Here is a 21,107-nt window from a genome sequence, read left to right as displayed (position 1 = left end):
GGAAACCGCCAGCTTAGCCGCACAGGCGCTGATGGCATACCCGCTCAGACTGATGGCTGCGCATCACCCGGCTGGATATAGCTCGCAGCCAGGCACTCCTTGGCGCTTTTACGCAGCTTTTTTATCAGCCTCTCCTGGCGCAAGGCATCACCTTTGTCGCGGCAACGCTCCACATACACAAGCGCCACTGCGGGGCTCGAACTGAAAAACCGCGCGCCTTTGCCGCTTTGATGTTTAACGAAGCGCTGTTGAGGATCAGTGCTGATGCCGCAGTACAGGGAGCCGTTGGCCGCGCGCACCAGGTACACGAACCAGGATTTCGCCGGCACATCGGCCTGCGGAGGTTCGACGACAAGGCCGGTGACTGCCATGCACGGCTGAGCAGGTGAGTCGAGGGGAACGGGTTCCATCAGAGCCTCAGCGAGCCGCCTGAAAAGCCTTCAGCCCTTTCTGCCCCTGAGCACGGATAGCATTTTGAACAAATGGCGCCCAGCCCAGTAAAGCGCCCCTGGTGCCCAGCGCCTGCCGCGCCCACCGCCACAGGTCGAAGTGATCGTGGTGCTCGCAGATCTTGCCGTCGCGAAATACAAACCGCGCCTGAATGTCGTTGTCCACCGTGCGACCTGTCTGGCTGAACAGATAGGTCGCGACCCAGTGCGCAGCGCCGGTATGGGTGTCGGCGCGGACCTGATCGAAGACCACCGAAAAATCCCGCGCGCGTGACGTCAGCATGCGCCACATGTCGCCGGCATCCCGTCCGCGCAGCTCGCCGAACACCGGGTCGGAAAACACCACGTCTTCGCTGTAGCACGCGGCCATCGCCTCGGCGTCCAGACGGCTGAACGCCTCGTAGAAGCGCGTGATCAACGCGCTGTTGTGCTCACTGGTAAAGGTTTCGCTCATGGGAACGCCGTCCGTGGAGATTGGATGCCTGCACGATAAGCGGCCGCGCAGCGTTTTGCCATGAGCATTCGCATGAGAAGTGCCTCCTCACACCTTCTCGCTGGTGACGCCAACGTACAACCCCCGGCCCGCGCCCAGCCCGGCGATGATCGCCGCAACGCCGATGATGCCGAAGATCCAGCCCACCGAGTCCCAGTTACCGGTCCAGTCATGCACCACGCCGACGGCGAATGGCCCGAGCGATGCCAGTGTGTAACCGAAGCCCTGCGCCATGCTGGAGAGGTTCGCAGCGACATGGGAGTCGCGTGAGCGCAAGACGATCAGCGTCAGCGCCAGGCTGAACGTACCGCCCTGCCCCAGTCCAAGCACAATCGCCCAGGCCCACAATTGCTCAAGCGGTGCGTACAGACAGCCAAACAGACCGGCGAGCGTCAGCAGCATGACCAGCACGATGGCAACGCGTTGATCCTTGCCGCGCGTGGCCAGCCATGGCGCGGTCAACGAGCTGACCAGTTGCACCAGAATCGAGCCGGAGAGCAGCAGCCCCGCCTCGGTCGCGGTCAGCCCGCGACCGATGAGAATCGATGGCAGCCAGCCGAACACGATATAGGCGAGCGACGATTGCAGGCCCATATAAAGGGTGACTTGCCAGGCCAGCGGATCACGACGCAAGCCCCGCACCCGGTAGGCCACCTGGTGCTGACCGTGACGCTGGCGCGTCTGCGGCCACCAGAAAATGGCGGCGAGAATAGCCGGGACGATCCAGAACCCCAGGCCCAGCATCCAGTTGCTGCCGTTGCCGTCGCTGAGTGCCTCGCTCAGCGGGACCGTGGACCCTGCGGCCACAGCCGCGCCCAGGCACAGCGCCATGGTGTAGACACCGGTCATGGCGCCAGCCTGTTTGGCGAAGTCGCGCTTGACGATGCCAGGGAGCAACACCCCAATGATGCCAATGCTGGCGCCGGCCATGATGCTGCCGGCGAACAGCCCGAACTCACCCAGCGAACTGCGCAACACGATGCCGCCTGCCAGTGTCAGCAGGATGCCCAGCACGACGCGTTCGCTGCCAAAGCGCCGCGCAAGGATCGGCGCAAGCGGCGCGAACAGCCCCAGGCAAAGCACCGGCAAGGTCGTCAGCAAGCCAGCCGTGGCAGCAGTAAGTCCCAGGCTTCGTGACACCTCACTCAACAGCGGCGCCATGCTCGACAAGGCCGGGCGCAGGTTCAGCGCTACCAGCACCAGCCCGAGCAGCAGGAACCAGGGGCGCTTGAGCACAGGGTGCGATTGCTGCACCTGCTCGTCATCCGCTTCCGCGTCGATCAGCAGCTTGTCTATTTCATGGGGGGTCGAAGCATTGGAACGGGGACTGCTCGCCGTCGGCGCCTTGGTCGTCATGGGATTCTCGTGGGGGCAGGAGGATGTAACAGCGCATTGCGCAAAAGCGTAATCCTGTTGGAGATCGACGGAGAACACAAGTTTTACGAGGATTGGGTACAGTTTTAAGACCCGCAGATGTGCTTCTGTCCGGAGGGCGTTGGAGCGGACATACGCAATGCTGTATGAGCGCGCTTGCCCGCGAAGATTTAGGTAGGTGCGACCTTTCGTCATCGCCTGACAGATTTTTCGCGGGCAAGCGCGCTCCTACAGGTATGTATGCGTAAGTGCGCTCCCACAAGGCGATCAGCAGGCATAAAAAAACCCGGACCTGAGTCCGGGTTTCTCACGCTGCCACTTCAAACGATCAATGAAGGATCTGGCTGAGGAACAACCGCGTACGGTCACTCTGCGGATTATCGAAGAAGTCGTTCGGCGCGGCCTGTTCGACGATCTCGCCCTTGTCCATGAAGATCACGCGGTTCGCCACCGTGCGCGCAAAACCCATTTCGTGGGTCACGCAGAGCATGGTCATGCCCTCTTCCGCCAGGCCGACCATGGTGTCGAGCACTTCTTTCACCATTTCGGGGTCGAGGGCCGAAGTCGGTTCGTCGAACAGCATGATTTTCGGTTTCATGCACAGCGCGCGGGCAATTGCCACGCGCTGCTGCTGGCCACCGGACAGCTGGCCTGGATACTTGTGCGCCTGCTCAGGAATACGCACGCGCTCCAGGTAGTGCATGGCGATTTCTTCGGCCTTGCGCTTGGGCATCTTGCGCACCCACATCGGCGCCAGCGTGCAGTTTTGCAGGATGGTCAGGTGCGGGAACAGGTTGAAGTGCTGGAACACCATGCCGACTTCGCGACGAATCGTCTCGATCTGCTTCAAATCCGAGGTCAGCTCGGTGCCATCGACCACGATACGACCCTGCTGGTGCTCTTCCAGACGGTTGAGGCAACGGATGGTTGTCGACTTGCCCGAACCCGAAGGGCCGCACAGGACAATCCGCTCGCCCTGGCGCACGTTCAGGTTGATGTCTTTCAGCACGTGGAACTGGCCGTACCACTTGTGTACGCCTTCCATCCGGATCATGCCTTCGGCGCCCAGAGGCTTACTGATAGCTTCACTCATCACAAAACTCCTAACGCTTGTGGCCTGTGTCCAACTTACGCTCCAAATGCATGGAGTAGCGGGACATGCCGAAACAGAAGATCCAGAACACCAGGGCCGCGAAAACATAACCCTCGGTCGCCATGCCGAGCCACTTGGGGTCGGCGGCAGCTTGTTTGACGCTGTTGAGCAGGTCGAACAGGCCGATGATGATCACCAGACTGGTGTCCTTGAACAACGCGATAACGGTGTTGACCAGACCGGGGATGACCAGCTTCAAGGCCTGCGGCAAAATCACCAGCCCCATGCGGCGCCAGTAACCGAGGCCCATCGCCGCAGCCGCTTCGTACTGACCTTTCGGAATGGCCTGCATGCCGCCGCGCACTACCTCGGCCACATACGCCGACTGGAACAGGATCACGCCGATCAGTGCCCGCAGCAGCTTGTCGAAGTTCATGCCTTCAGGCAGGAACAACGGCAGCATCACCGACGACATGAACAGCACCGTGATCAGCGGAACGCCCCGCCAGAACTCGATGAACGTCACGCACATCACGCGGATGGCCGGCATTTCGGAGCGACGCCCCAGGGCCAGGACCACCCCCAGTGGCAACGCACCGGCGATACCCACCGTGGCGATCACCAGGGTCAGCATCAGGCCGCCCCACTGACTGGTTGCAACCAGGTCCATGCCGAACACACCGCCGTGCAGCAGGAAGTAGGCCACGACCGGGTAGATGAACAGGAACGACAGGCCGTAGATCGCCTTGCGCGGCATCACTTTGATGAACAGCGGCGCGGCGCCGATGATCGCCAGCCAGACGGTCAGATCAACCCTCCAGCGCAGCGCCTGCGGGTAGTAGCCGTACATGAACTGGCCGAAGCGCTGTTCAATGAACACCCAGCAGGCGCCGGCCTTGGTGCAGTCGGCACGCGTGGTGCCGACCCAGTTGGCATCAAAGATGGCCCAACTCAGCAGCGGTGGTACGACCAGCCAGATCAAGTAAATCGCGAACAGGGTCAACAGTGTGTTGATCCAGCTCGAAAACAGGTTCTGGCGCATCCATGCCACCGGGCCGAAGACTTTGTTCGGCGGGGGCATGTCAGGTTTGAAAGTATGGGATGTCATGCGCGTTTCCTCACCGCTCGATCAGCGCAATGCGCTTGTTGTACCAGTTCATCAGCAGGGAAATGCTGATACTGATCGCCAGGTACACGCTCATGGTGATGGCAATGACTTCGATGGCCTGACCGGTCTGATTGAGCACGGTACCGGCGAACAGCGAAACCATTTCCGGGTAACCGATGCCGGCGGCCAGCGAAGAGTTCTTCGCCAGGTTCAGGTATTGGCTGGTCAACGGCGGAATGATCACCCGCAGTGCCTGCGGGATGATGACCTTGCGCAGTGTCGGCCCTGGACGCAGGCCCAGCGAACGTGCCGCCTCGGTCTGCCCATGACTCACCGACTTGATGCCCGAGCGCACGATTTCTGCGATGAACGCGGCGGTGTAGACCGTCAGTGCGAGGGTCAAAGCCAGCAGTTCGGGGATGAGCACCCAGCCGCCAACAAAGTTGAAGCCTTTCAGTTCAGGTACTTCCCAATGCACCGGTGCACCGAAGATCAGCGCGCAGAGCGCCGGGATCACGATGAACAGCGCCAGGCCTGCCCAGAACTTGTGGAACGGGACGCCGGTGGCTTCGAAGCGTTTGTTCGCCCAGCGTGTCATGAACACGATGGCAACAATGGCCAGCACCACGCTGATCACGAAAGGCCACGCGGCATCGGTGGCAATCGCGGCCGGCATGTTCAGGCCGCGGCTGCTGACGAAGAACGACCCGAAAAACCCGTGTGCAGCCCGCGGACCCGGCAGGGTCAGGAACACTGCGAAGTACCAGAACAGGATCTGCAGCAGTGGCGGGATATTACGGAAGACTTCGACGTAGACCGTCGCCAGCTTGTTGATGATCCAGTTGTTGGACAGACGCGCGACGCCGACGATGAAGCCCAGCAGGGTCGCGAGGATCACGCCGATGAATGTCACCAGCAGCGTGTTAAGCAAACCGATCAGGAAAACCCGCGCGTAGGTGTCCGACTCCGTGAACGGAATCAGGTGCTGCGCGATGCCGAAGCCGGCACTGTTTTCAAGGAAACCGAAACCTGAGGTGATACCCCGGTGTTGCAGGTTGGTCTGGGTGTTATCGAACAGATACCAACCCATCGCGACTACGGCGACAACCGTAATTATCTGAAATAGCCACGCACGCACTTTAGGGTCGCTGAAGCTGAGCCTCTGCTTGGGTGCGCTGATTTGATTTTGCATGGAGTGCCCCGGAAGAAATGCAACAAAGCGCCCGGCTGCGGATCACGCAGCCGGGCGCAGGTCAATCAACGCACTGGTGGTGCGTATTGAATGCCGCCAGCGTTCCACAGAGCGTTCTGACCACGAGCGATCTCCAGAGGAGTGGCTGCGCCCAGGTTCTTCTCGAAGATTTCGCCGTAGTTACCCACTTGCTTGACGATCTGCACGACCCAGTCTTTCTTCAGCTTGAGCTGCGGACCGTAGTCGCCGTCGGCACCCAGCAGGCGCGCCACGTCAGGGTTCTTGGTGGATTTGGCTTCGGCTTCAACGTTTTTCGACGTGACGCCTGCTTCTTCGGCGTTCAGCAGGGCGTAGCCCACCCAGCGAACGATGGTGGTGAAGTCTTCATCGCCACGAGCGACGACAGGACCCAACGGCTCCTTGGAAATGGTTTCAGGCAGAACGACGTAGTCCTTCGGCGAAGCCAGCTTGGAGCGCTGTGCGTAGAGCTGGGATTTGTCGGAGGTCAGTACGTCGCAACGACCGGATTCCAGCGACTTGGCGCTTTCATCGGAGGTGTCGAACGTGATCGGGGTGTACTTGAGGTTGTTGGCGCGGAAATAGTCCGACACGTTCAGCTCAGTGGTGGTACCGGCTTGAATGCAGATAGTCGCGCCGTCCAGCTCCTTGGCACTTTTCACCCCCAGCTTGCTGTTGGCCAGGAAGCCAACGCCGTCGTAATAGGTGACGAAGCCGGGGAACACCAGACCCATGCTCGCGTCACGGGAGCTGGTCCAGGTGGTGTTACGCGACAGGATGTCGATTTCGCCGGACTGCAGCGCGGTGAAACGCTCTTTTGCGTTCAGCTGGCTGAATTTGACCTTGGTCGCGTCACCGAATACTGCGGCAGCGACAGCGCGGCAGAAGTCGGCGTCGATGCCCTGGATCTTGCCGCTTGCGTCCGGAACCGAGAAGCCTGGCAGACCGTCACTGACGCCGCACTGAATAAAGCCCTTCTTCTGAATGGCGTCCAGCTTGGCACCCGCTTGAGCGAACCCGGTCAGACCGAGCGCTGCAGCAGCGGCCACGACAGCCAGGGTGGATTTCAACATCTTCATTCAAACCTCCAGTTTGCTCTTTGTTGTGTAGGAGCTTTAGCCCCGTCGCACCCTTGTGAGGCATTAACGACCCGTGCTGGCTTTTTTTTGGGTCATGCGACGTTGAACCCGATTACCGCCCTACGCGCCAGGCAACTGGACGCTGCAGGATCGGCATGATGCGAGTCCGACGGACTGAAGCCCCATGATGTCCTTGAACCCCGAGGTTCAAAGCGAATCGTGCCGGGAATCCTGCTGAATGATTCCATGCTGCCTCTGGCGCAACACAAGGCCGTCTGCTTGATAGCCCATTAGTGTTACCGCCCGAGGTGAGCGCCTTCACTCCGCGGGTTTTGTAGCAAAGCCCGTACCACCATGCTGGCAATGTCGAATTAGCGACAGGTCAAGATCAAAACTTGTAACCTTGCGACATATTCGATAACGCGTCAGCGAGCCTGCGCACCGCCTTAAAGCGTTGAGGTAGAGCGACCGCACACTAATGGAGCACACATGACTGACCCACTGATCATTGAGCCGCAATTGCCCGTCGACGCCTGCGTGATCTGGCTGCATGGGCTGGGTGCCGATCGCTACGATTTCATGCCCGTTGCCGAGATGCTGCAGAGGACGCTGACGACCACCCGATTCATTTTGCCGCAAGCGCCTACCCGCGCCGTCACCATCAACGGCGGCTACGCAATGCCCAGCTGGTATGACATCAAGGCCATGAACCCGGCCCGCGCCATCGACACTGGCGAGCTGGAAGGCTCAGCGCAAGACGTCATCAAGCTGATCGAAGAGCAGCGCGACAGTGGCATAGACCCGGCGCGAATTTTCCTCGCAGGGTTTTCCCAGGGCGGCGCCGTGGTGCTGCATACAGCCTTCCTGCGCTGGGAAGGCCCCCTTGGCGGTGTGCTCGCGCTGTCCACTTACGCGCCGACGTTCAGCGACGAAATGAGCCTGTCCGCCAGCCAGCAACGCATCCCGGCCTATTGCTTGCACGGCAGCCGTGACCAAGTGGTTCTGCATGCCATGGGACGCGCTGCCTACGAGCACTTGAAAGCCCAGGGCGTCACCGTGGCATGGCAGGAATACCCAATGGAGCACGAAGTGTTACCGCAGGAAATTTCCGACATAGGTGTCTGGCTCGCGGATCGGCTTCGCTAGTCCCCTCATTTGAACCTCCCAATTGCGTTGCAGATTTGTTAGGACACTACGCCGCGCCGGAATCTTGCTTTACACTCCCGGCGTACTTTCCTTAATCAACCGATGAGATCACCGTGCTCAAAGCACTTAAAAAGATGTTCGGTAAAAGCGAGGCTGAGCCGCTCGCACCTGCTGCTCCCCTCCCCGTCCCCCAGCGTCAGACCGAAAGCGTCTCGCAGGAACCGTCAGCAGCAGAAGTGCACGTGCCTGCGGCCGAGCATTTGGAAGCCATTGAGCCCGCCGTCACTGAACCGGCCGTCATTGCGCCTGCCAGGGCTGAACGCCCCCGCCGTGAACGTGCGCCCAAGCCCGTCGTCATTCCCTGGAAACCCGAGGACTTCGTCGTCGAACCCCAGGAAGGCAAAACCCGCTTCCACGATTTCCCGCTCGCGCCCGAGCTGATGCACGCCATTCAGGACTTGGGCTTCCCGTATTGCACGCCGATCCAGGCAGGCGTTCTGGGTTACACGCTCAAAGGTCGCGATGCCATCGGCCGCGCACAGACTGGTACCGGCAAGACCGCTGCGTTCCTGATTTCCATCATCACCCAGTTGACCCAAACGCCTCCGCCCAAGGAGCGCTACATGGGTGAGCCCCGTGCCCTGATCATCGCTCCGACCCGCGAGCTGGTCGTGCAGATCGCCAAGGACGCCGAGGCGCTGACCAAGTACACCGATCTCAACGTCATGACGTTTGTTGGCGGTATGGACTTCGACAAGCAACTAAAGCACCTCGAAGCGCGCCACTGCGACATTCTGGTTGCGACCCCGGGCCGCTTGCTCGATTTCGCCCAACGCGGTGAAGTGCACCTGGACATGGTCGAAGTCATGGTGCTGGACGAGGCCGACCGCATGCTGGACATGGGTTTCATCCCTCAAGTGCGCTCGATCATCCGCCAGACCCCGCACAAGGGTGAGCGCCAGACCTTGCTGTTCTCCGCCACCTTCACCGAAGACGTGATGAACCTCGCGAAACAGTGGACGACCGACCCTGCAATCGTCGAAATCGAATCCCTGAACGTGGCCAGCGACACCGTCGAGCAGCACATTTATGCCGTGGCGGGAGCGGACAAGTACAAGCTGTTGTTCAACCTGATCAATGACAACGGCTGGGAACGCGTGATGGTCTTCGCCAACCGCAAGGATGAAGTGCGGCGCATCGAAGAACGTCTCGTGCGTGACGGCATCAATGCGGCGCAGTTGTCCGGTGACGTACCGCAGCACAAGCGGATCAAGACGCTGGAAGGCTTCCGCGAAGGCAAGATCCGCGTGCTGGTGGCCACCGACGTGGCCGGTCGTGGCATCCACATCGACGGCATCAGCCACGTGATCAACTTCACCCTGCCCGAAGTGCCGGACGACTACGTGCATCGCATTGGCCGCACCGGCCGCGCAGGCGCAGATGGCGTTTCGATCAGCTTCGCCGGCGAGGACGACTCCTACCAGCTGCCGTCCATCGAAGAAAAGCTCGGCCGCAAGATCAGCTGCGAGACGCCGCCGACTGTGTTGTTGAGGCCAGTAGTGAGAGTGCAGCCCTGAAAGCTGCTGGCTTGCTGCAAACAAAAAAGCGCAACCCGGGGGTTGCGCTTTTTTTATGCCTGTCCGGCGTCAGTCTGTCCCGTATCGCGGGGAGCGTGGACCGTACAACAAGCCGGCCGGCTGGCCCGCAGAAAGCAGACGCTGGCTGGTGATCCCGGCAATTGGATGACCCGCGTCAGTGGAACTGTTGATGATCTGCTTGACCGCTGCAGTGATCAGCATGCCAATCAATCCGCCGCCGCTGTTGTTGCCGCCTTCGTCACTGGAAGCGGTCGCAGTGCCCGTCCATAGCGTCGTGCCGCTGCGCAGGTCCACCAATTTGGCAGTGGCAGTCACGACCGTTTGACTGCTGATCACCATGTAGGTGGTGCCGTACTGCGTCACCTTGACGTACATCGCCGCATCCGCACCGAAGATTTCCCGCAGCTTGGCCGGGGAGGTTTCCTGAATGTCGTTTGCGTTGGTCAGGCCGTTCTGTTTGAACGTCTCGTCGACAAGGGCAACTGGCACGACGTAATAACCCGCCTCGGCCAGCGGAAAGGTCACTTGGGAAAGCAGGCTGTACGTTGCCTTTACGTCGGGCGACTCGTTCACCGGCGGCATCACCAGTATCGAACGTGGTTTGCTTTCCTTGAACGCCGAATAATCGACAGTCTTGGGGGCGACACACCCACCCAGCAGCGTTGCGGCGAACAGACCGGCCGCGAGTTTCAGAAAGATACGGTTCATTTGGACGCGACTCCTGTCTTGACGTTTCTCATCAGGAAATCCATATAGGTCGCCGACTCGGGAAACAGCGTTTTTTCAGTGCGAAACTCTTGGACCATCTGATCATCCTTGCCCAGGCTGCCGTATAGCATGCCCAGCTGCGCGTGATAACCCGGCGGCGGATTGCCGTTGGTGGAGCGAATTTTCTGCAGGTCTTCCTCCAGCTTGGCGACCTGCGACTCTTTGGATTCGCCTTTGAAGTACTCGTAGACTTCAGGCTGATAACTGCCCCACTGGTACAGCGTCTTGGGCTGGGCGCAGCCGCTGAGCCATAAGGCCGCAGCAGCCACTGCAATCACGCGTAAACCGTTCATTTTCGTTTCCATGTTAAATAAGCTCCCTGTCGTGATTACTTGATGGCCGGTTTCCAGGCACCTGCGTCAATGGCGCGGACCATATTGTTGACCGCCTCGCGCATGGCCAGATCAAGCACCTTGCCGTTGAGCGTGGAGTCATAGCTGGCGGTGCCGCCGAATCCGATAACTTCACGGTTGGACAGTTGATACTCACCAGCACCTTGCGTGGAGTACACCACCTCGGAGGTCCTGATGTTGACGATGTTCAGCGCCACTTTGGCGTAGGCGATCTGCGACTTGCCGCGGCCCAGCAAACCGAACAGCTGCTGATCACCGACTTCCTTTCGACCAAATTCAGTGACGTCGCCGGTGACCACGTAATCGGCCCCCTTGAGTTGCTGGGCAGTGTTTTTGATCGCCGCTTCCTGACCGATCTCCGACATGTTGTCGCGGTCCAGCACGCTGAAGCGGTTGGTTTGCTGCATGTGGGTAATCAGGATGGTCTTGGCCTGACCGCCCAGGCGGTCGACGCCGTCGGAAAAGATCCCGCGCATATAGCTCGAACGGTTGTCGAATTTGCCGACGGCGATTGGCGTGCGCACACCTGCGTAAGCAGTATTGAAGCTTTCGACCTTCTCCACCGGCATGGCGCGCGAGCTTTCCGTCGCACAGCCGCCCATTAACGCCAGCGTCGCTGCCGCAATCCCTGAAATGAAAACCTGCTGCAGTCTGTTCACACCTACGCTCCCCGCTAATAAATTCCGTTCCGTGCTCCGATATAAACGCCGCGCTAAACGGTCGTCTCCGGAGGACGTTTAATACTGATGACTCGCTGCGACTCCGCTGTCAGGCCCACCCGCAATGATCCGCAGGCGCAAGCAGGCGCTCACGACGGGCGTGGTTAGAGAGGCAAAGGTATTAAGAGAGTGACGCGACAGAACCCGATTGAGGCGTTCTCATTAGACGTGCTCTTCCCTGAGAGATATCACAGTGATATCAAAACGGGCACATGCTAGTGCGACGTCTTCCTGACGTCAACAATAAACATCCCCGTCATGAATTGGATACGGTGCTCATGACCGGTTGCGACCGCGAACAAGCGAAGCTGGTTGCAGACCCAGACCCGCAGACGCCTGGTTGCACCAGCACGACTACTTCCAGCGGTCCGCCGCCTTGTGATCGCTGTCCCGGCCTTCAACCCAGCGCGGTCCTTGTGCGGTGCTTTCCTTCTTCCAGAAGGGTGCGCGGGTTTTAAGGTAATCCATCACGAAGTCGCAGGATTCGAAAGCGGCCTGACGATGGGCGCTGGCAGCCGCGACGAATACGATCGGCTCGCCCGGCTCCAGCTCGCCTACTCGATGGATCACCTCAAGCTTCAGCAACGGCCAACGCTGCCGAGCCTCGTCGACGATTTTCAACAGTGCCTTTTCGGTCATGCCGGGGTAGTGCTCAAGGAACATGCCTGCCACCTCACGTCCGTCGTTGAAATCACGCACGTAGCCGACAAAGCTCACCACCGCACCCACGCCGACATTGGCATCGTGCATGGCATTGACTTCGGCACCCGGATTGAACGCCGCCGCCTGGACTCGCACGCTCATCTCAGCCTCCAGTGACAGTCGGGAAGAATGCGACTTCATCGCCCGGCTCAATCGGCTCATCCAGCGAGCACAGCTCCTGATTGCGCGCGCACATGATGCCGCTTTCGCTCAGCACCTCCCACACGCCACCGCGCTCTAGCAAATGCTGGCGCACCGCTTCGACGGTCGCAAACGTACCTTCCAGGTGCTCGCTTTCGGTACCGAGGGTTTCGCGAAAGCGCGCGAAATACTGAACTTGGACATGAATAGTCATTGGGCACTCACGGGTTCGTCAGCGATGAAGTGGCCGCTCTTGCCGCCAAGCTTTTCAAGCAGCCGCACATGCTCGATGGTCATGCCGCGGTCGACCGCCTTGCACATGTCATAGATCGTCAGAGCGGCAATGCTGGCAGCGGTCAGCGCTTCCATTTCCACGCCGGTCTGTCCGGACAGTTTGCAGCGGGCGACGATGTGCACGGTGTTTGCGCTTTCGGCCGTGAGCTCGACCTTCACGCCGGTCAACATCAGGGGATGGCACAGAGGGATCAGGTCGCTGGTCTTCTTGGCTGCCTGAATGCCGGCGATGCGCGCCACGGCAAACACGTCGCCTTTGGGGTGCCCGCCGGCAACGATCATTTGCAGGGTTTCGGGCAGCATGCGCACACGCGCTTCGGCCACGGCTTCACGGAACGTCACGGCTTTTTCGGTGACGTCGACCATGTGGGCGCGACCTTGGGAATCGAGATGGGTAAGCACGGGATAACTCCTGGACAGGAGCAGGGATTGTAACGCTGATGGAGACCTAACTGTAGGAGCTTGCCCGCGAGCACGTGACCGCAGGAGCCGGGCCGGACGTATGACCGTAGACGCCGGGCCGGACGTGTGATCGTAGAAACCGGGTCGAACGCGTGACCGTAGGAGCCGGCTTGCTGGCGAATGCAGTGGGTCAGTTGCAGTTGCAGCGCATGACCGAAAGCGTTCGCCAGCAAGCCGGCTCCTACAGGTTCAGCGGTGAATGGACATTCAGTTGATGTCCATGGATCAGAGGGTTACAAATGGCTCTCCGCGTATTCCGCCAGGATCGAGCGCGGTACGCCTTGCAGGCTGATGTGCACGCCGTTGGGGAAATCCTTGAATCGCTCCGTTAGATAGGTCAGCCCCGAACTGGTGGCCGACAGGTATGGGGTATCGATCTGCGCCAGGTTACCCAGGCAGACCACCTTGGACCCTGCACCGGCACGCGTGATGATGGTCTTCATCTGGTGCGGCGTCAGGTTCTGGCATTCATCGATCAGGATCAGGCTTTGCTGGAAGCTACGGCCGCGAATGTAGTTCAAGGATTTGAACTGCAGTGGCACCTTGCTAAGGATGTAATCAACGCTGCCGTGGGTGTTTTCATCGTCCATGTGCAGCGCTTCCAGGTTATCGGTGATCGCGCCAAGCCATGGTTCCATCTTCTCTGCTTCGGTACCTGGCAGAAAGCCGATCTCCTGGTCAAGCCCCTGCACGCTGCGTGTCGCAATGATGCGTCGATAGCGCTTGCTCACCATGGTCTGCTCGATAGCAGCGGCCAGCGCGAGAATGGTCTTGCCCGAACCGGCTGCGCCCGACAGATTGACCAGATGGATATCCGGATCGAGCAACGCGAACAGCGCCAGCCCCTGATAAATGTCGCGGGGTTTCAGCCCCCACGCCTCCTGGTGCAGCAACGGCTCCTGGTGCATGTCCAGCAGCAGCAGCTCATCCGGTTTGACGCCCTTGATCCAGCCCACAAAACCTTGCTCATCAATGATGAACTCGTTGATATGAACGGCCGGGATCTGCTCGATCATCTGCACCTTATGCCAGGTACGGCCATGGTCCTGACGGGTATCGACTTTGCTGACACGGTCCCAGAAAGAACCGGTCATGGTGTGATAGCCGGGCGACAGCATCGATACGTCATCGACCAACTGATCGGTGCTGTAATCTTCCGCTTCGATGCCGCAGGCCCGCGCCTTGAGGCGCATATTGATGTCTTTGGTGACCAGCACGATGCGCGTGTCCTTTTTCAGCGCGTGCAGGTCGATCAACTGGTTGATGATGATGTTGTCATTGAGGTTGTCGGGCAGCAGCCGGTTGGGATCCTGCCGTTTGTTCATGAGAATGGACAGGTACCCTTTGAATACGCCTGTGCCTCGGTCAATGGGAACGCCTTGCTCGACCTCCTCCGGGGTCGCCTCGCCGAGTGTCTTGTCGATCAGACGGATCGCCTGACGGCATTCAGCCGCCACCGAGTGCTTGCCCGCCTTGAGCTTGTCCAGTTCTTCTAGGACGGTCATGGGCAGGGCAACGTGATGTTCTTCGAAATTCAGAAGCGCGTTTGGATCGTGAATCAATACATTGGTATCGAGCACATAGAGGATTGGCTGGTTAGAGGAAGGGGTGCGTCCGTGGTCATCCATACTCGCTCACCTTTGTAGAAGCCAAGTGACGCAACACACAGCGATGCTGCGCCACGAAAAGGCCGCCGAGGCTTTCTCCTTGAGGCAGGAGAAAAATGCGCAAAGTGGGTCTGGGATGACGCCACCTGTGTTGCAGGGTTCGGCGGTCTGTTGTCGTAATACCGCAAAACCGATGACATAAAAACGCGTTTCAACGCTTTTTGAAGTTTATTTTTCAGGCGACAAAAAGGCCTTGGCGGATGCCTTGGGCGCGTTTAAAGTCGAAAGTCCGGTCGAGGACAATTCTTCAGAAATTTCCGGCCTTCAACGCTTCTGGCTACCCCCCTCACTCCCCCGCTTTTTGCTCAGTCGCTGCCTCCGTCGCCTTTGCATCAGGCTGAACGGGCTCCTCTTCCTGCCTCTTGTCCATCGTTTCCTCGTCCGTCGCGTCTTCGTCCGGGGTGTCGGTCTCTTCGTCCTGATTGTCCTCTTCGTCCGCCAACTGCTGCGGATAGATGTGGCAGTCCTCCCACGTCACTCCGCTTTGCGCGGTATTGGCCATCAGCCATGGCACTGCCTGCTGAGCACGGTCAGTGCTGTCATGGAAGACCACGTTGCCGCGTCGCCACAGCAGCATCAGCGTCAGGACTCGATTGGCAGCCTGCTCGGCGCTGATGCGCCCGGTGCTGTCCTGGGAATCAATGTTCCAGAGCGAGACGCGAAGCTGTTGGTCCCGGAAAAACGGCGCGCTGTTTGCGCGTCGATGGCCATAGGGTGGGCGGAACAAGGGCACGAAGTTGTCCGGCAAGACTTGCTGAAGCAACGCGGCGGTGCGTTCGATGGAGTCTTGCCAGTCGCGCCAGTGGGCATGGGACCGAAACTCCCAGCCCTGAAGCCCGACGCACTGCTGGCGGTAAAGGTTTTGCAACGCCTGGGGCGAGCTGGCGTCGAGCCGGCTCTGCAGGCTTTTACCCAATACAAAAAACGTCGCAGTGATCTGCTGTTGACGCATGAAGTCGGCCAGCCAGTCGGTGGCGCCATCGGCGGTGGTCGGACCGCTCTCGAAGTTGAGCAGGAAGGTTCTGTCCGGCATCTCGTCGCCGCTGAGCTCGTCGGAGTTGAACCGCTCGACCTCGCTGCTGGTTTGCGGGAACAAGGCGGCCATGCGCAGCAGCTCGTTGAGGTACCGCTGGTTAAATGCATCGGCCGGCGCCGCCCAGCCCGCATAAAAGGAATCATCGGCGACCTTATATTCCCCAGCCCGCTGACGCAGCATTGGCACGTCATCGACCAGCACGCAAAACGAGGCGTCGGCTCCGCAGGTTTTTTCGGCGGCTTTCCAGTTTTCGAACAGGCGTGTCCATAACCGTGTGCGGATCAGATTGACCGTTGGCAGGTTGACCTGTCGCAGGCCCAGGCGAGCACTGAGCTGTGCATCGCTGAGGTTTTCGCTTTCCAGCAACTGGTGGGCGAAGCTGAGAATTTGCGCACGAGACGCGACATCGAACAGCTGCGGAGTTTCGAGTGCCTCTGGCCAGACCGTACGATCCAGCATCGCAATCTCGCCCGTGGCTGCCTGTGCGTTGAGGCCCAGCAAGCAGGCGCCGATCAATAACAGCATGCGCAAAACGACGTGCTCCCAATCCTTTATAAAGAGGCCGAAACCGGCGAGGCACTATAGCGGATTTGCTTCGCTCCAGAATGCCGGATTGGAGCTGGACACCTGCAGCAGCGCACCTATGAGTGCCATAGCTGGAGTCCTCTGCGTGCAACCCCTAGAATCGGCGGACGATTAAAGGAGAACTGCGCATGCTGATGGTGATTTCCCCCGCCAAAACCCTCGATTTCGAGACGCCGCCGACGACAGAGCACTACACCCAGCCGCAATTTCTCGACCACTCTCAGGAACTCATCAGCCAGCTGCGCGACTTTTCACCGGCGCAGATCGGCGAACTGATGCACCTGTCCGACAAACTCTCAGGCCTCAATGCCGCCCGCTTCGGCAGCTGGGACCCTGCGTTCACGCCTGATAACGCCAAGCAGGCGCTGCTGGCGTTCAAGGGCGACGTCTATACAGGCCTGGCAGCCGAGACCCTTAAAAAAGCCGATTTGAACTACGCGCAAAAACACCTGCGAATGCTGTCCGGGCTTTACGGCCTGTTACGCCCTCTGGACTTGATGCAGCCGTATCGCCTGGAAATGGGCACGAAATTGCCCAATGCCAGAGGCAAAGACCTCTATGCATTCTGGGGCAATCGTATCAGCGAGTGGCTCAACGAGGCGCTTGAAGAGCAAGGCGACGATCTGTTGCTCAACCTGGCGTCCAACGAATACTTCTCGGCCGTGAAGCGTCCAGCCTTGAAAGCCAGGGTGATCGAGACCGAGTTCCGCGACCAGAAAAACGGCCAGTACAAAATCATCAGCTTCTACGCCAAGAAAGCCCGCGGCATGATGAGTCGCTTTGTCATCACTGAGCGCATCAGCAAGCCCAAGGATCTGATGCAGTTCGACGCTCAGGGCTACCGCTACAGCAAGGAACTGTCATCCACCGACAAGCTGGTGTTCCTGCGCGACGAGCAGGACGCGTGATTGCAGCAAGCCAACCCGGCTTTGCACTGGGTTACGCTGTCGCGGCAAGGACGCCGCGCGATCGTTTTCGCCTGGTTCGATGCCTTTAATTGAGGCGTCTGTCCGCCTCAATTCAGCTTCTAACCGGCCTCCCCTTCATTCGGATGTGCGTCACCCTCCAACTGGTGGCAAATTAAACAGTGATGGATTTCGCAAAATCCGACGATCGCTTAGTTCAAATCCTGCAATTTAAGCGGACAAACGGTAGTGCTGGCGAGTAATTGGCGCCAAGTATAAGGCGGAAACTAAGCCCCTCTTTTTTTCTCAAAAATTTAACAACTTTTTTCATCTAAAACAGTGCCCTCGTTTGCAGTAGTGGCGCTTTGACTCTAATAGCGCTAAAACCCCCGTGTGGGCTGGGCCTAACCAAGCCTGGCCCGGTCGCGACCCCACCTGACGTCACCCCGGTGTTACGAAAAATCTCAAAAAGAGGACGAGTGGCCCGGAACTTATGGGTATTGCCCACGCTCCTACATCCCGTAACAATTCTCGTCCCCCATGTAGGACATCTCTTACATGGCACATGGACAGATCTGGAAGTTGCTTCTCAACGAAGTTAGACCCACGGGTCAAGTGGTACGTACAAGGAGTCACGCACCAAACTAGTTGAAGTAAATTGAGCTAGCACCATTCGGGTGCCCGCAGTCGCTAACCGGAGTCGATTCATTGGGGGAAGGCCAGAAACCTTGTCCTAGAGCGCCCGGGCGCGACGCGCTAACCACCCGTTGGAGTGTCCTGCCATATCCCAGATCGGGAACCTATATAGATATGTATGGGCTACTCGACACTGTAGATCTGTAAAATTCGGGTTTGCCTTTCATATAGGTAACTCACCCTTAATTCTGCCTGTGCTTGTCACGCGACATTCATTTGCCGTGCGTACGAGTGCGCGAAAGTTGTAAGACAATTTTTATATTTCGGCCAACTAAATGGCGTAAACATCGAGGAGATTACTATGCGTATCAGCATCTTTGGTTTGGGCTATGTCGGCGCTGTCTGCGCTGGTTGCCTCTCTGCGCGTGGTCATGATGTTGTGGGTGTGGACATCTCCGCTGCCAAGATCGATCTGATCAACAACGGCAAGTCGCCAATCGTTGAGCCTGGTCTGGGCGAGCTGCTGCAAACCGGTATCAAGACCGGCAAACTGCGCGGCACCACCGACTTCTCCGAAGCGATTCGCGCTACTGACCTGTCGATGATCTGCGTCGGCACCCCAAGCAAAAAGAACGGCGATCTGGAGCTGGACTTCATTGAATCGGTCTGCCGCGAAATCGGCTTCGTGCTGCGTGACAAGACTACCCGTCACACCATCGTCGTCCGCAGCACCGTTCTGCCAGGCACCGTTGCCAACGTGGTTATCCCGATCCTTGAAGACTGCTCGGGCAAGAAAGCCGGCGTTGACTTCGGCGTCGCGGTAAACCCTGAATTCCTGCGTGAAAGCACCGCGATCGCCGACTACGATCACCCTCCGATGACCGTTATCGGCGAATTCGACAAGGCGTCCGGCGACGTTCTGCAGTCCCTGTACGAAGAACTCGACGCACCGATCATCCGCAAGGACATCGCCGTTGCCGAAATGATCAAGTACACCTGCAACGTATGGCACGCGACCAAAGTCACCTTCGCCAACGAAATCGGCAACATCGCCAAGGCAGTCGGCGTCGATGGCCGTGAAGTGATGGACGTGGTCTGCCAGGACAAGGCTCTGAACCTGTCGCAGTACTACATGCGCCCAGGCTTCGCTTTCGGCGGTTCCTGCCTGCCGAAGGACGTTCGCGCCCTGACCTACCGCGCCAGCAGCCTGGACGTTGACGCACCTCTGCTCAACTCCCTGATGCGCAGCAACGTGTCCCAGGTTCAGAACGCATTCGACATCGTTGCCGCCAGCGACACTCGCAAAGTGGCCCTGCTGGGTCTGAGCTTCAAGGCCGGTACCGATGACCTGCGCGAAAGCCCACTGGTCGAGCTGGCTGAAATGCTGATCGGTAAAGGCTACGACCTGAGCATCTTCGACAGCAACGTCGAATACGCCCGCGTCCACGGTGCGAACAAGGACTACATCGAGTCCAAGATCCCGCACGTTTCCTCTCTGCTGAACTCGGATTTCGACGCAGTCATCGACAAATCCGACGTGATCATCCTGGGCAACCGCGACGAGCGCTTCCGTGCACTCGCCAACAACGCGCCAGCTGGCAAGCGCGTGATTGACCTGGTGGGCTTCATGAAAGGCACCACCACTGAAAACGGTCAAATCGAAGGTATCTGCTGGTAACACTCAGCAAGCTGCAAGCCACGAGCTGCAAGTTTCAGGCTTCATTCCTCCAGCCCCAGGCAGCAATGCCTGCGGCTGGAGGTTTGAAGCTTGCGGCTTGAGTTTGCAACTGACTTAGGGATACACATTATGCAAAGGCTGAAGCACGGCTTCCTCCAGGCCGCAGGTTGGCTGTTTTATCTGAGTTTGCTGGCTGCCATTGCTATGGCCTTGCCTGCATCGCTGTTTGACTCGCATTCCAAAAATTTCATTTTCCTCATTGGTATCGTCGGCATCTGGCGCTACTCGATGGGCGCAACGCACTTCGTGCGCGGCATGATTTTCCTGTACATCGTCTACCCGCACCTGCGCCGTAAAGTGCGCAAGCTGGGCAAGGCGGCCGATCCGTCCCATGTGTTCCTGATGGTTACCAGCTTTCGTATCGATGCGCTGACCACCGCTCAGGTGTACAGCTCGGTGATCCGCGAAGCGATCAACTGCGGCTTCCCGACCACCATCGTGTGCTCGCTGGTTGAAATGTCCGATGAGCTGCTGGTCAAGGCGCTGTGGGCCAAATACAACCCGCCGGAACACGTGAAGCTGGATTTCGTGCGTATTGCCGGTACCGGCAAGCGTGACGGCCTGGCATTCGGCTTCCGCGCCATCTCCCGTCACATGCCCGACGACCGCGCCGTAGTGGCCGTGATCGACGGCGACACCGTGCTGGCTGAAGGCGTTGTGCAGAAGACCGTTCCGTGGTTCCAGCTGTTCGGCAATGTCGGCGGCCTGACCACCAACGAGTTCTGCGAAGTCCGCGGCGGCTACATCATGAGCGAGTGGCACAAACTGCGTTTCGCTCAGCGTCACATCAACATGTGCTCGATGGCTCTGTCCAAGCGCGTGCTGACGATGACCGGCCGCATGTCGGTGTTCCGCGCCACCGTGGTGACCGACCCTGTGTTCATCGCCGACGTTGAAAGCGATTCGCTGCAGCACTGGCGTCTGGGCCGCTTCAAGTTCCTGACCGGCGATGACAAGTCGAGCTGGTTCAGCCTGATGCGCCTGGGCTATGACACGTTCTACGTGCCCGATGCCGCGATCAACACCGTTGAGCACCCGCCGGAAAAGAGCTTCCTGAAGGCCAGCCGCAAGCTGATGTATCGCTGGTATGGCAACAACCTTCGGCAGAACTCCCGCGCGCTGGGCCTGGGTGTAGGCCGTCTCGGTATCTTCACCAGCATCGTGCTGTTCGACCAGCGCGTGTCGATGTGGACCTCCCTGCTGGGCCTGACGGTCGCCATGTTGGCGAGCCTCAAGTACGGCATCGAGTTCCTGCTGGCCTACCTGCTCTGGATCGGCATCACCCGCCTGATTCTGACCCTGCTGCTGTCGTGCAGCGGACACAGGATCGGACCGGCCTACCCGATCATTCTGTATTACAACCAAATCGTCGGCGCCCTGATGAAGATCTACGTCTTCTTCCGTCTCGACCGACAGTCCTGGACCCGCCAGGACACAAAACTGAGCCGCGACATGGCCAGCTTCCAGGGTTGGTTCAACACCTGGTCGTCGCGGACCATGACTTTCTCGGCTGGCAGCATCTTCGTTGCCGTGCTGCTGACAATGGTCTGA

At 59.1% G+C, this 21,107-nt stretch carries 20 protein-coding genes and 1 pseudogene; 6 read left to right on the top strand and 15 right to left on the bottom strand.

Features of this window, described 5'->3' with window-relative positions; all coding sequences use genetic code 11:
- Positions 1–44 precede the first annotated feature (44 nt).
- From QRN48_RS13310 to QRN48_RS13280, 7 genes are all read right to left on the bottom strand, one after another.
- On the bottom strand, positions 45–371 hold the full coding sequence (locus tag QRN48_RS13310) for a GIY-YIG nuclease family protein (RefSeq protein ID WP_191943099.1): 327 nt from the start codon (positions 369–371) through the stop codon (positions 45–47).
- A gap of 46 nt (positions 372–417) precedes the next feature.
- Positions 418–903 (bottom strand): nuclear transport factor 2 family protein, encoded by a 486-nt coding sequence (locus QRN48_RS13305; protein WP_285351082.1) that lies wholly within the window; start codon positions 901–903, stop codon positions 418–420.
- Positions 904–990: 87 nt separating this feature from the next.
- On the bottom strand, positions 991–2,298 hold the full coding sequence (locus QRN48_RS13300) for a CynX/NimT family MFS transporter (RefSeq protein ID WP_191942924.1): 1,308 nt from the start codon (positions 2,296–2,298) through the stop codon (positions 991–993).
- Between the two features lie 346 nt (positions 2,299–2,644).
- Positions 2,645–3,409: an amino acid ABC transporter ATP-binding protein gene (locus QRN48_RS13295; RefSeq protein ID WP_037014923.1), complete on the bottom strand. Its 765-nt coding sequence runs from the start codon at positions 3,407–3,409 to the stop codon at positions 2,645–2,647.
- Positions 3,410–3,419: 10 nt separating this feature from the next.
- Positions 3,420–4,517, bottom strand: coding sequence for an amino acid ABC transporter permease (locus tag QRN48_RS13290; protein ID WP_037014926.1), 1,098 nt, complete (start codon positions 4,515–4,517; stop codon positions 3,420–3,422).
- A 10-nt stretch (positions 4,518–4,527) separates the two neighbouring features.
- Positions 4,528–5,709, bottom strand: a complete 1,182-nt coding sequence (locus tag QRN48_RS13285) for an amino acid ABC transporter permease (protein ID WP_037014929.1) — start codon at positions 5,707–5,709, stop codon at positions 4,528–4,530.
- A gap of 65 nt (positions 5,710–5,774) precedes the next feature.
- Positions 5,775–6,806 carry an amino acid ABC transporter substrate-binding protein gene (locus tag QRN48_RS13280; protein WP_037014931.1) on the bottom strand — a complete coding sequence of 344 codons (1,032 nt, stop codon included), beginning with the start codon at positions 6,804–6,806 and terminating at the stop codon, positions 5,775–5,777.
- A 489-nt stretch (positions 6,807–7,295) separates the two neighbouring features.
- On the opposite strand from QRN48_RS13280, the gene QRN48_RS13275 reads away from it, so the two are divergent.
- Both QRN48_RS13275 and rhlB read left to right on the top strand, forming a co-directional pair.
- On the top strand, positions 7,296–7,952 hold the full coding sequence (locus tag QRN48_RS13275; RefSeq protein ID WP_285351079.1) for an alpha/beta hydrolase: 657 nt from the start codon (positions 7,296–7,298) through the stop codon (positions 7,950–7,952).
- 113 nt (positions 7,953–8,065) lie between these two features.
- A complete protein-coding gene (gene rhlB, locus QRN48_RS13270; RefSeq protein ID WP_497292427.1) occupies positions 8,066–9,529 on the top strand; it encodes an ATP-dependent RNA helicase RhlB in 1,464 nt (487 codons plus the stop codon).
- Positions 9,530–9,598: 69 nt separating this feature from the next.
- On the opposite strand, the gene QRN48_RS13265 is transcribed toward rhlB, so the two are convergent.
- The 6 genes from QRN48_RS13265 to moaC all read right to left on the bottom strand — a co-directional run bounded on the left by QRN48_RS13265 (position 9,599) and on the right by moaC (position 12,929).
- Complete coding sequence (locus QRN48_RS13265) at positions 9,599–10,258, bottom strand: DUF799 domain-containing protein (RefSeq protein WP_037014937.1); 660 nt, start codon at positions 10,256–10,258, stop codon at positions 9,599–9,601.
- On the bottom strand, positions 10,255–10,623 hold the full coding sequence (locus QRN48_RS13260) for a DUF4810 domain-containing protein (protein ID WP_497292425.1): 369 nt from the start codon (positions 10,621–10,623) through the stop codon (positions 10,255–10,257). The genes QRN48_RS13265 and QRN48_RS13260 overlap by 4 nt, the downstream gene beginning before the upstream one ends.
- 23 nt (positions 10,624–10,646) lie before the next feature.
- A complete protein-coding gene (locus QRN48_RS13255) occupies positions 10,647–11,273 on the bottom strand; it encodes a CsgG/HfaB family protein (protein ID WP_285351256.1) in 627 nt (208 codons plus the stop codon).
- 471 nt (positions 11,274–11,744) lie between these two features.
- Positions 11,745–12,194 carry a molybdopterin synthase catalytic subunit MoaE gene (moaE, locus tag QRN48_RS13250; protein ID WP_285351073.1) on the bottom strand — a complete coding sequence of 150 codons (450 nt, stop codon included), beginning with the start codon at positions 12,192–12,194 and terminating at the stop codon, positions 11,745–11,747.
- Between the two features lies 1 nt (position 12,195).
- The gene (locus QRN48_RS13245; protein WP_152597711.1) at positions 12,196–12,441 is read right to left on the bottom strand and encodes a MoaD/ThiS family protein; all 246 of its coding nucleotides are present in this window, start codon (positions 12,439–12,441) and stop codon (positions 12,196–12,198) included.
- A gap of 2 nt (positions 12,442–12,443) precedes the next feature.
- Positions 12,444–12,929 (bottom strand): cyclic pyranopterin monophosphate synthase MoaC, encoded by a 486-nt coding sequence (moaC, locus tag QRN48_RS13240; RefSeq protein WP_037014950.1) that lies wholly within the window; start codon positions 12,927–12,929, stop codon positions 12,444–12,446.
- 152 nt (positions 12,930–13,081) lie between these two features.
- On the opposite strand from moaC, the gene QRN48_RS13235 reads away from it, so the two are divergent.
- Positions 13,082–13,204, top strand: a complete 123-nt coding sequence (locus tag QRN48_RS13235) for a hypothetical protein (RefSeq protein WP_285351071.1) — start codon at positions 13,082–13,084, stop codon at positions 13,202–13,204.
- An 18-nt stretch (positions 13,205–13,222) separates the two neighbouring features.
- On the opposite strand, the gene QRN48_RS13230 is transcribed toward QRN48_RS13235, so the two are convergent.
- The gene (locus QRN48_RS13230; protein ID WP_285351069.1) at positions 13,223–14,617 is read right to left on the bottom strand and encodes a PhoH family protein; all 1,395 of its coding nucleotides are present in this window, start codon (positions 14,615–14,617) and stop codon (positions 13,223–13,225) included.
- Between the two features lie 448 nt (positions 14,618–15,065).
- Positions 15,066–16,223: pseudogene (locus QRN48_RS13225) on the bottom strand (polysaccharide deacetylase family protein); the annotation flags it as partial.
- Between the two features lie 182 nt (positions 16,224–16,405).
- Between QRN48_RS13225 and yaaA the strand changes: the two are divergent.
- From yaaA to alg8, 3 genes are all read left to right on the top strand, one after another.
- The gene (gene yaaA, locus QRN48_RS13220) at positions 16,406–17,185 is read left to right on the top strand and encodes a peroxide stress protein YaaA (protein ID WP_285351067.1); all 780 of its coding nucleotides are present in this window, start codon (positions 16,406–16,408) and stop codon (positions 17,183–17,185) included.
- A 994-nt stretch (positions 17,186–18,179) separates the two neighbouring features.
- Positions 18,180–19,496 (top strand): nucleotide sugar dehydrogenase, encoded by a 1,317-nt coding sequence (locus QRN48_RS13215; protein WP_037014959.1) that lies wholly within the window; start codon positions 18,180–18,182, stop codon positions 19,494–19,496.
- A 129-nt stretch (positions 19,497–19,625) separates the two neighbouring features.
- Entirely contained in the window at positions 19,626–21,107 is a 1,482-nt protein-coding gene (alg8, locus tag QRN48_RS13210) for a mannuronan synthase (protein ID WP_037014961.1), read from the top strand.

The sequence above is a fragment of the Pseudomonas sp. ME-P-057 genome, assembly GCF_030208975.1.
Classification (GTDB): Bacteria; Pseudomonadota; Gammaproteobacteria; order Pseudomonadales; family Pseudomonadaceae; genus Aquipseudomonas; species Aquipseudomonas lutea.
Note: the sequence above shows the minus strand (reverse complement) of the source record. Positions and strands in the feature narration are given on the sequence as shown.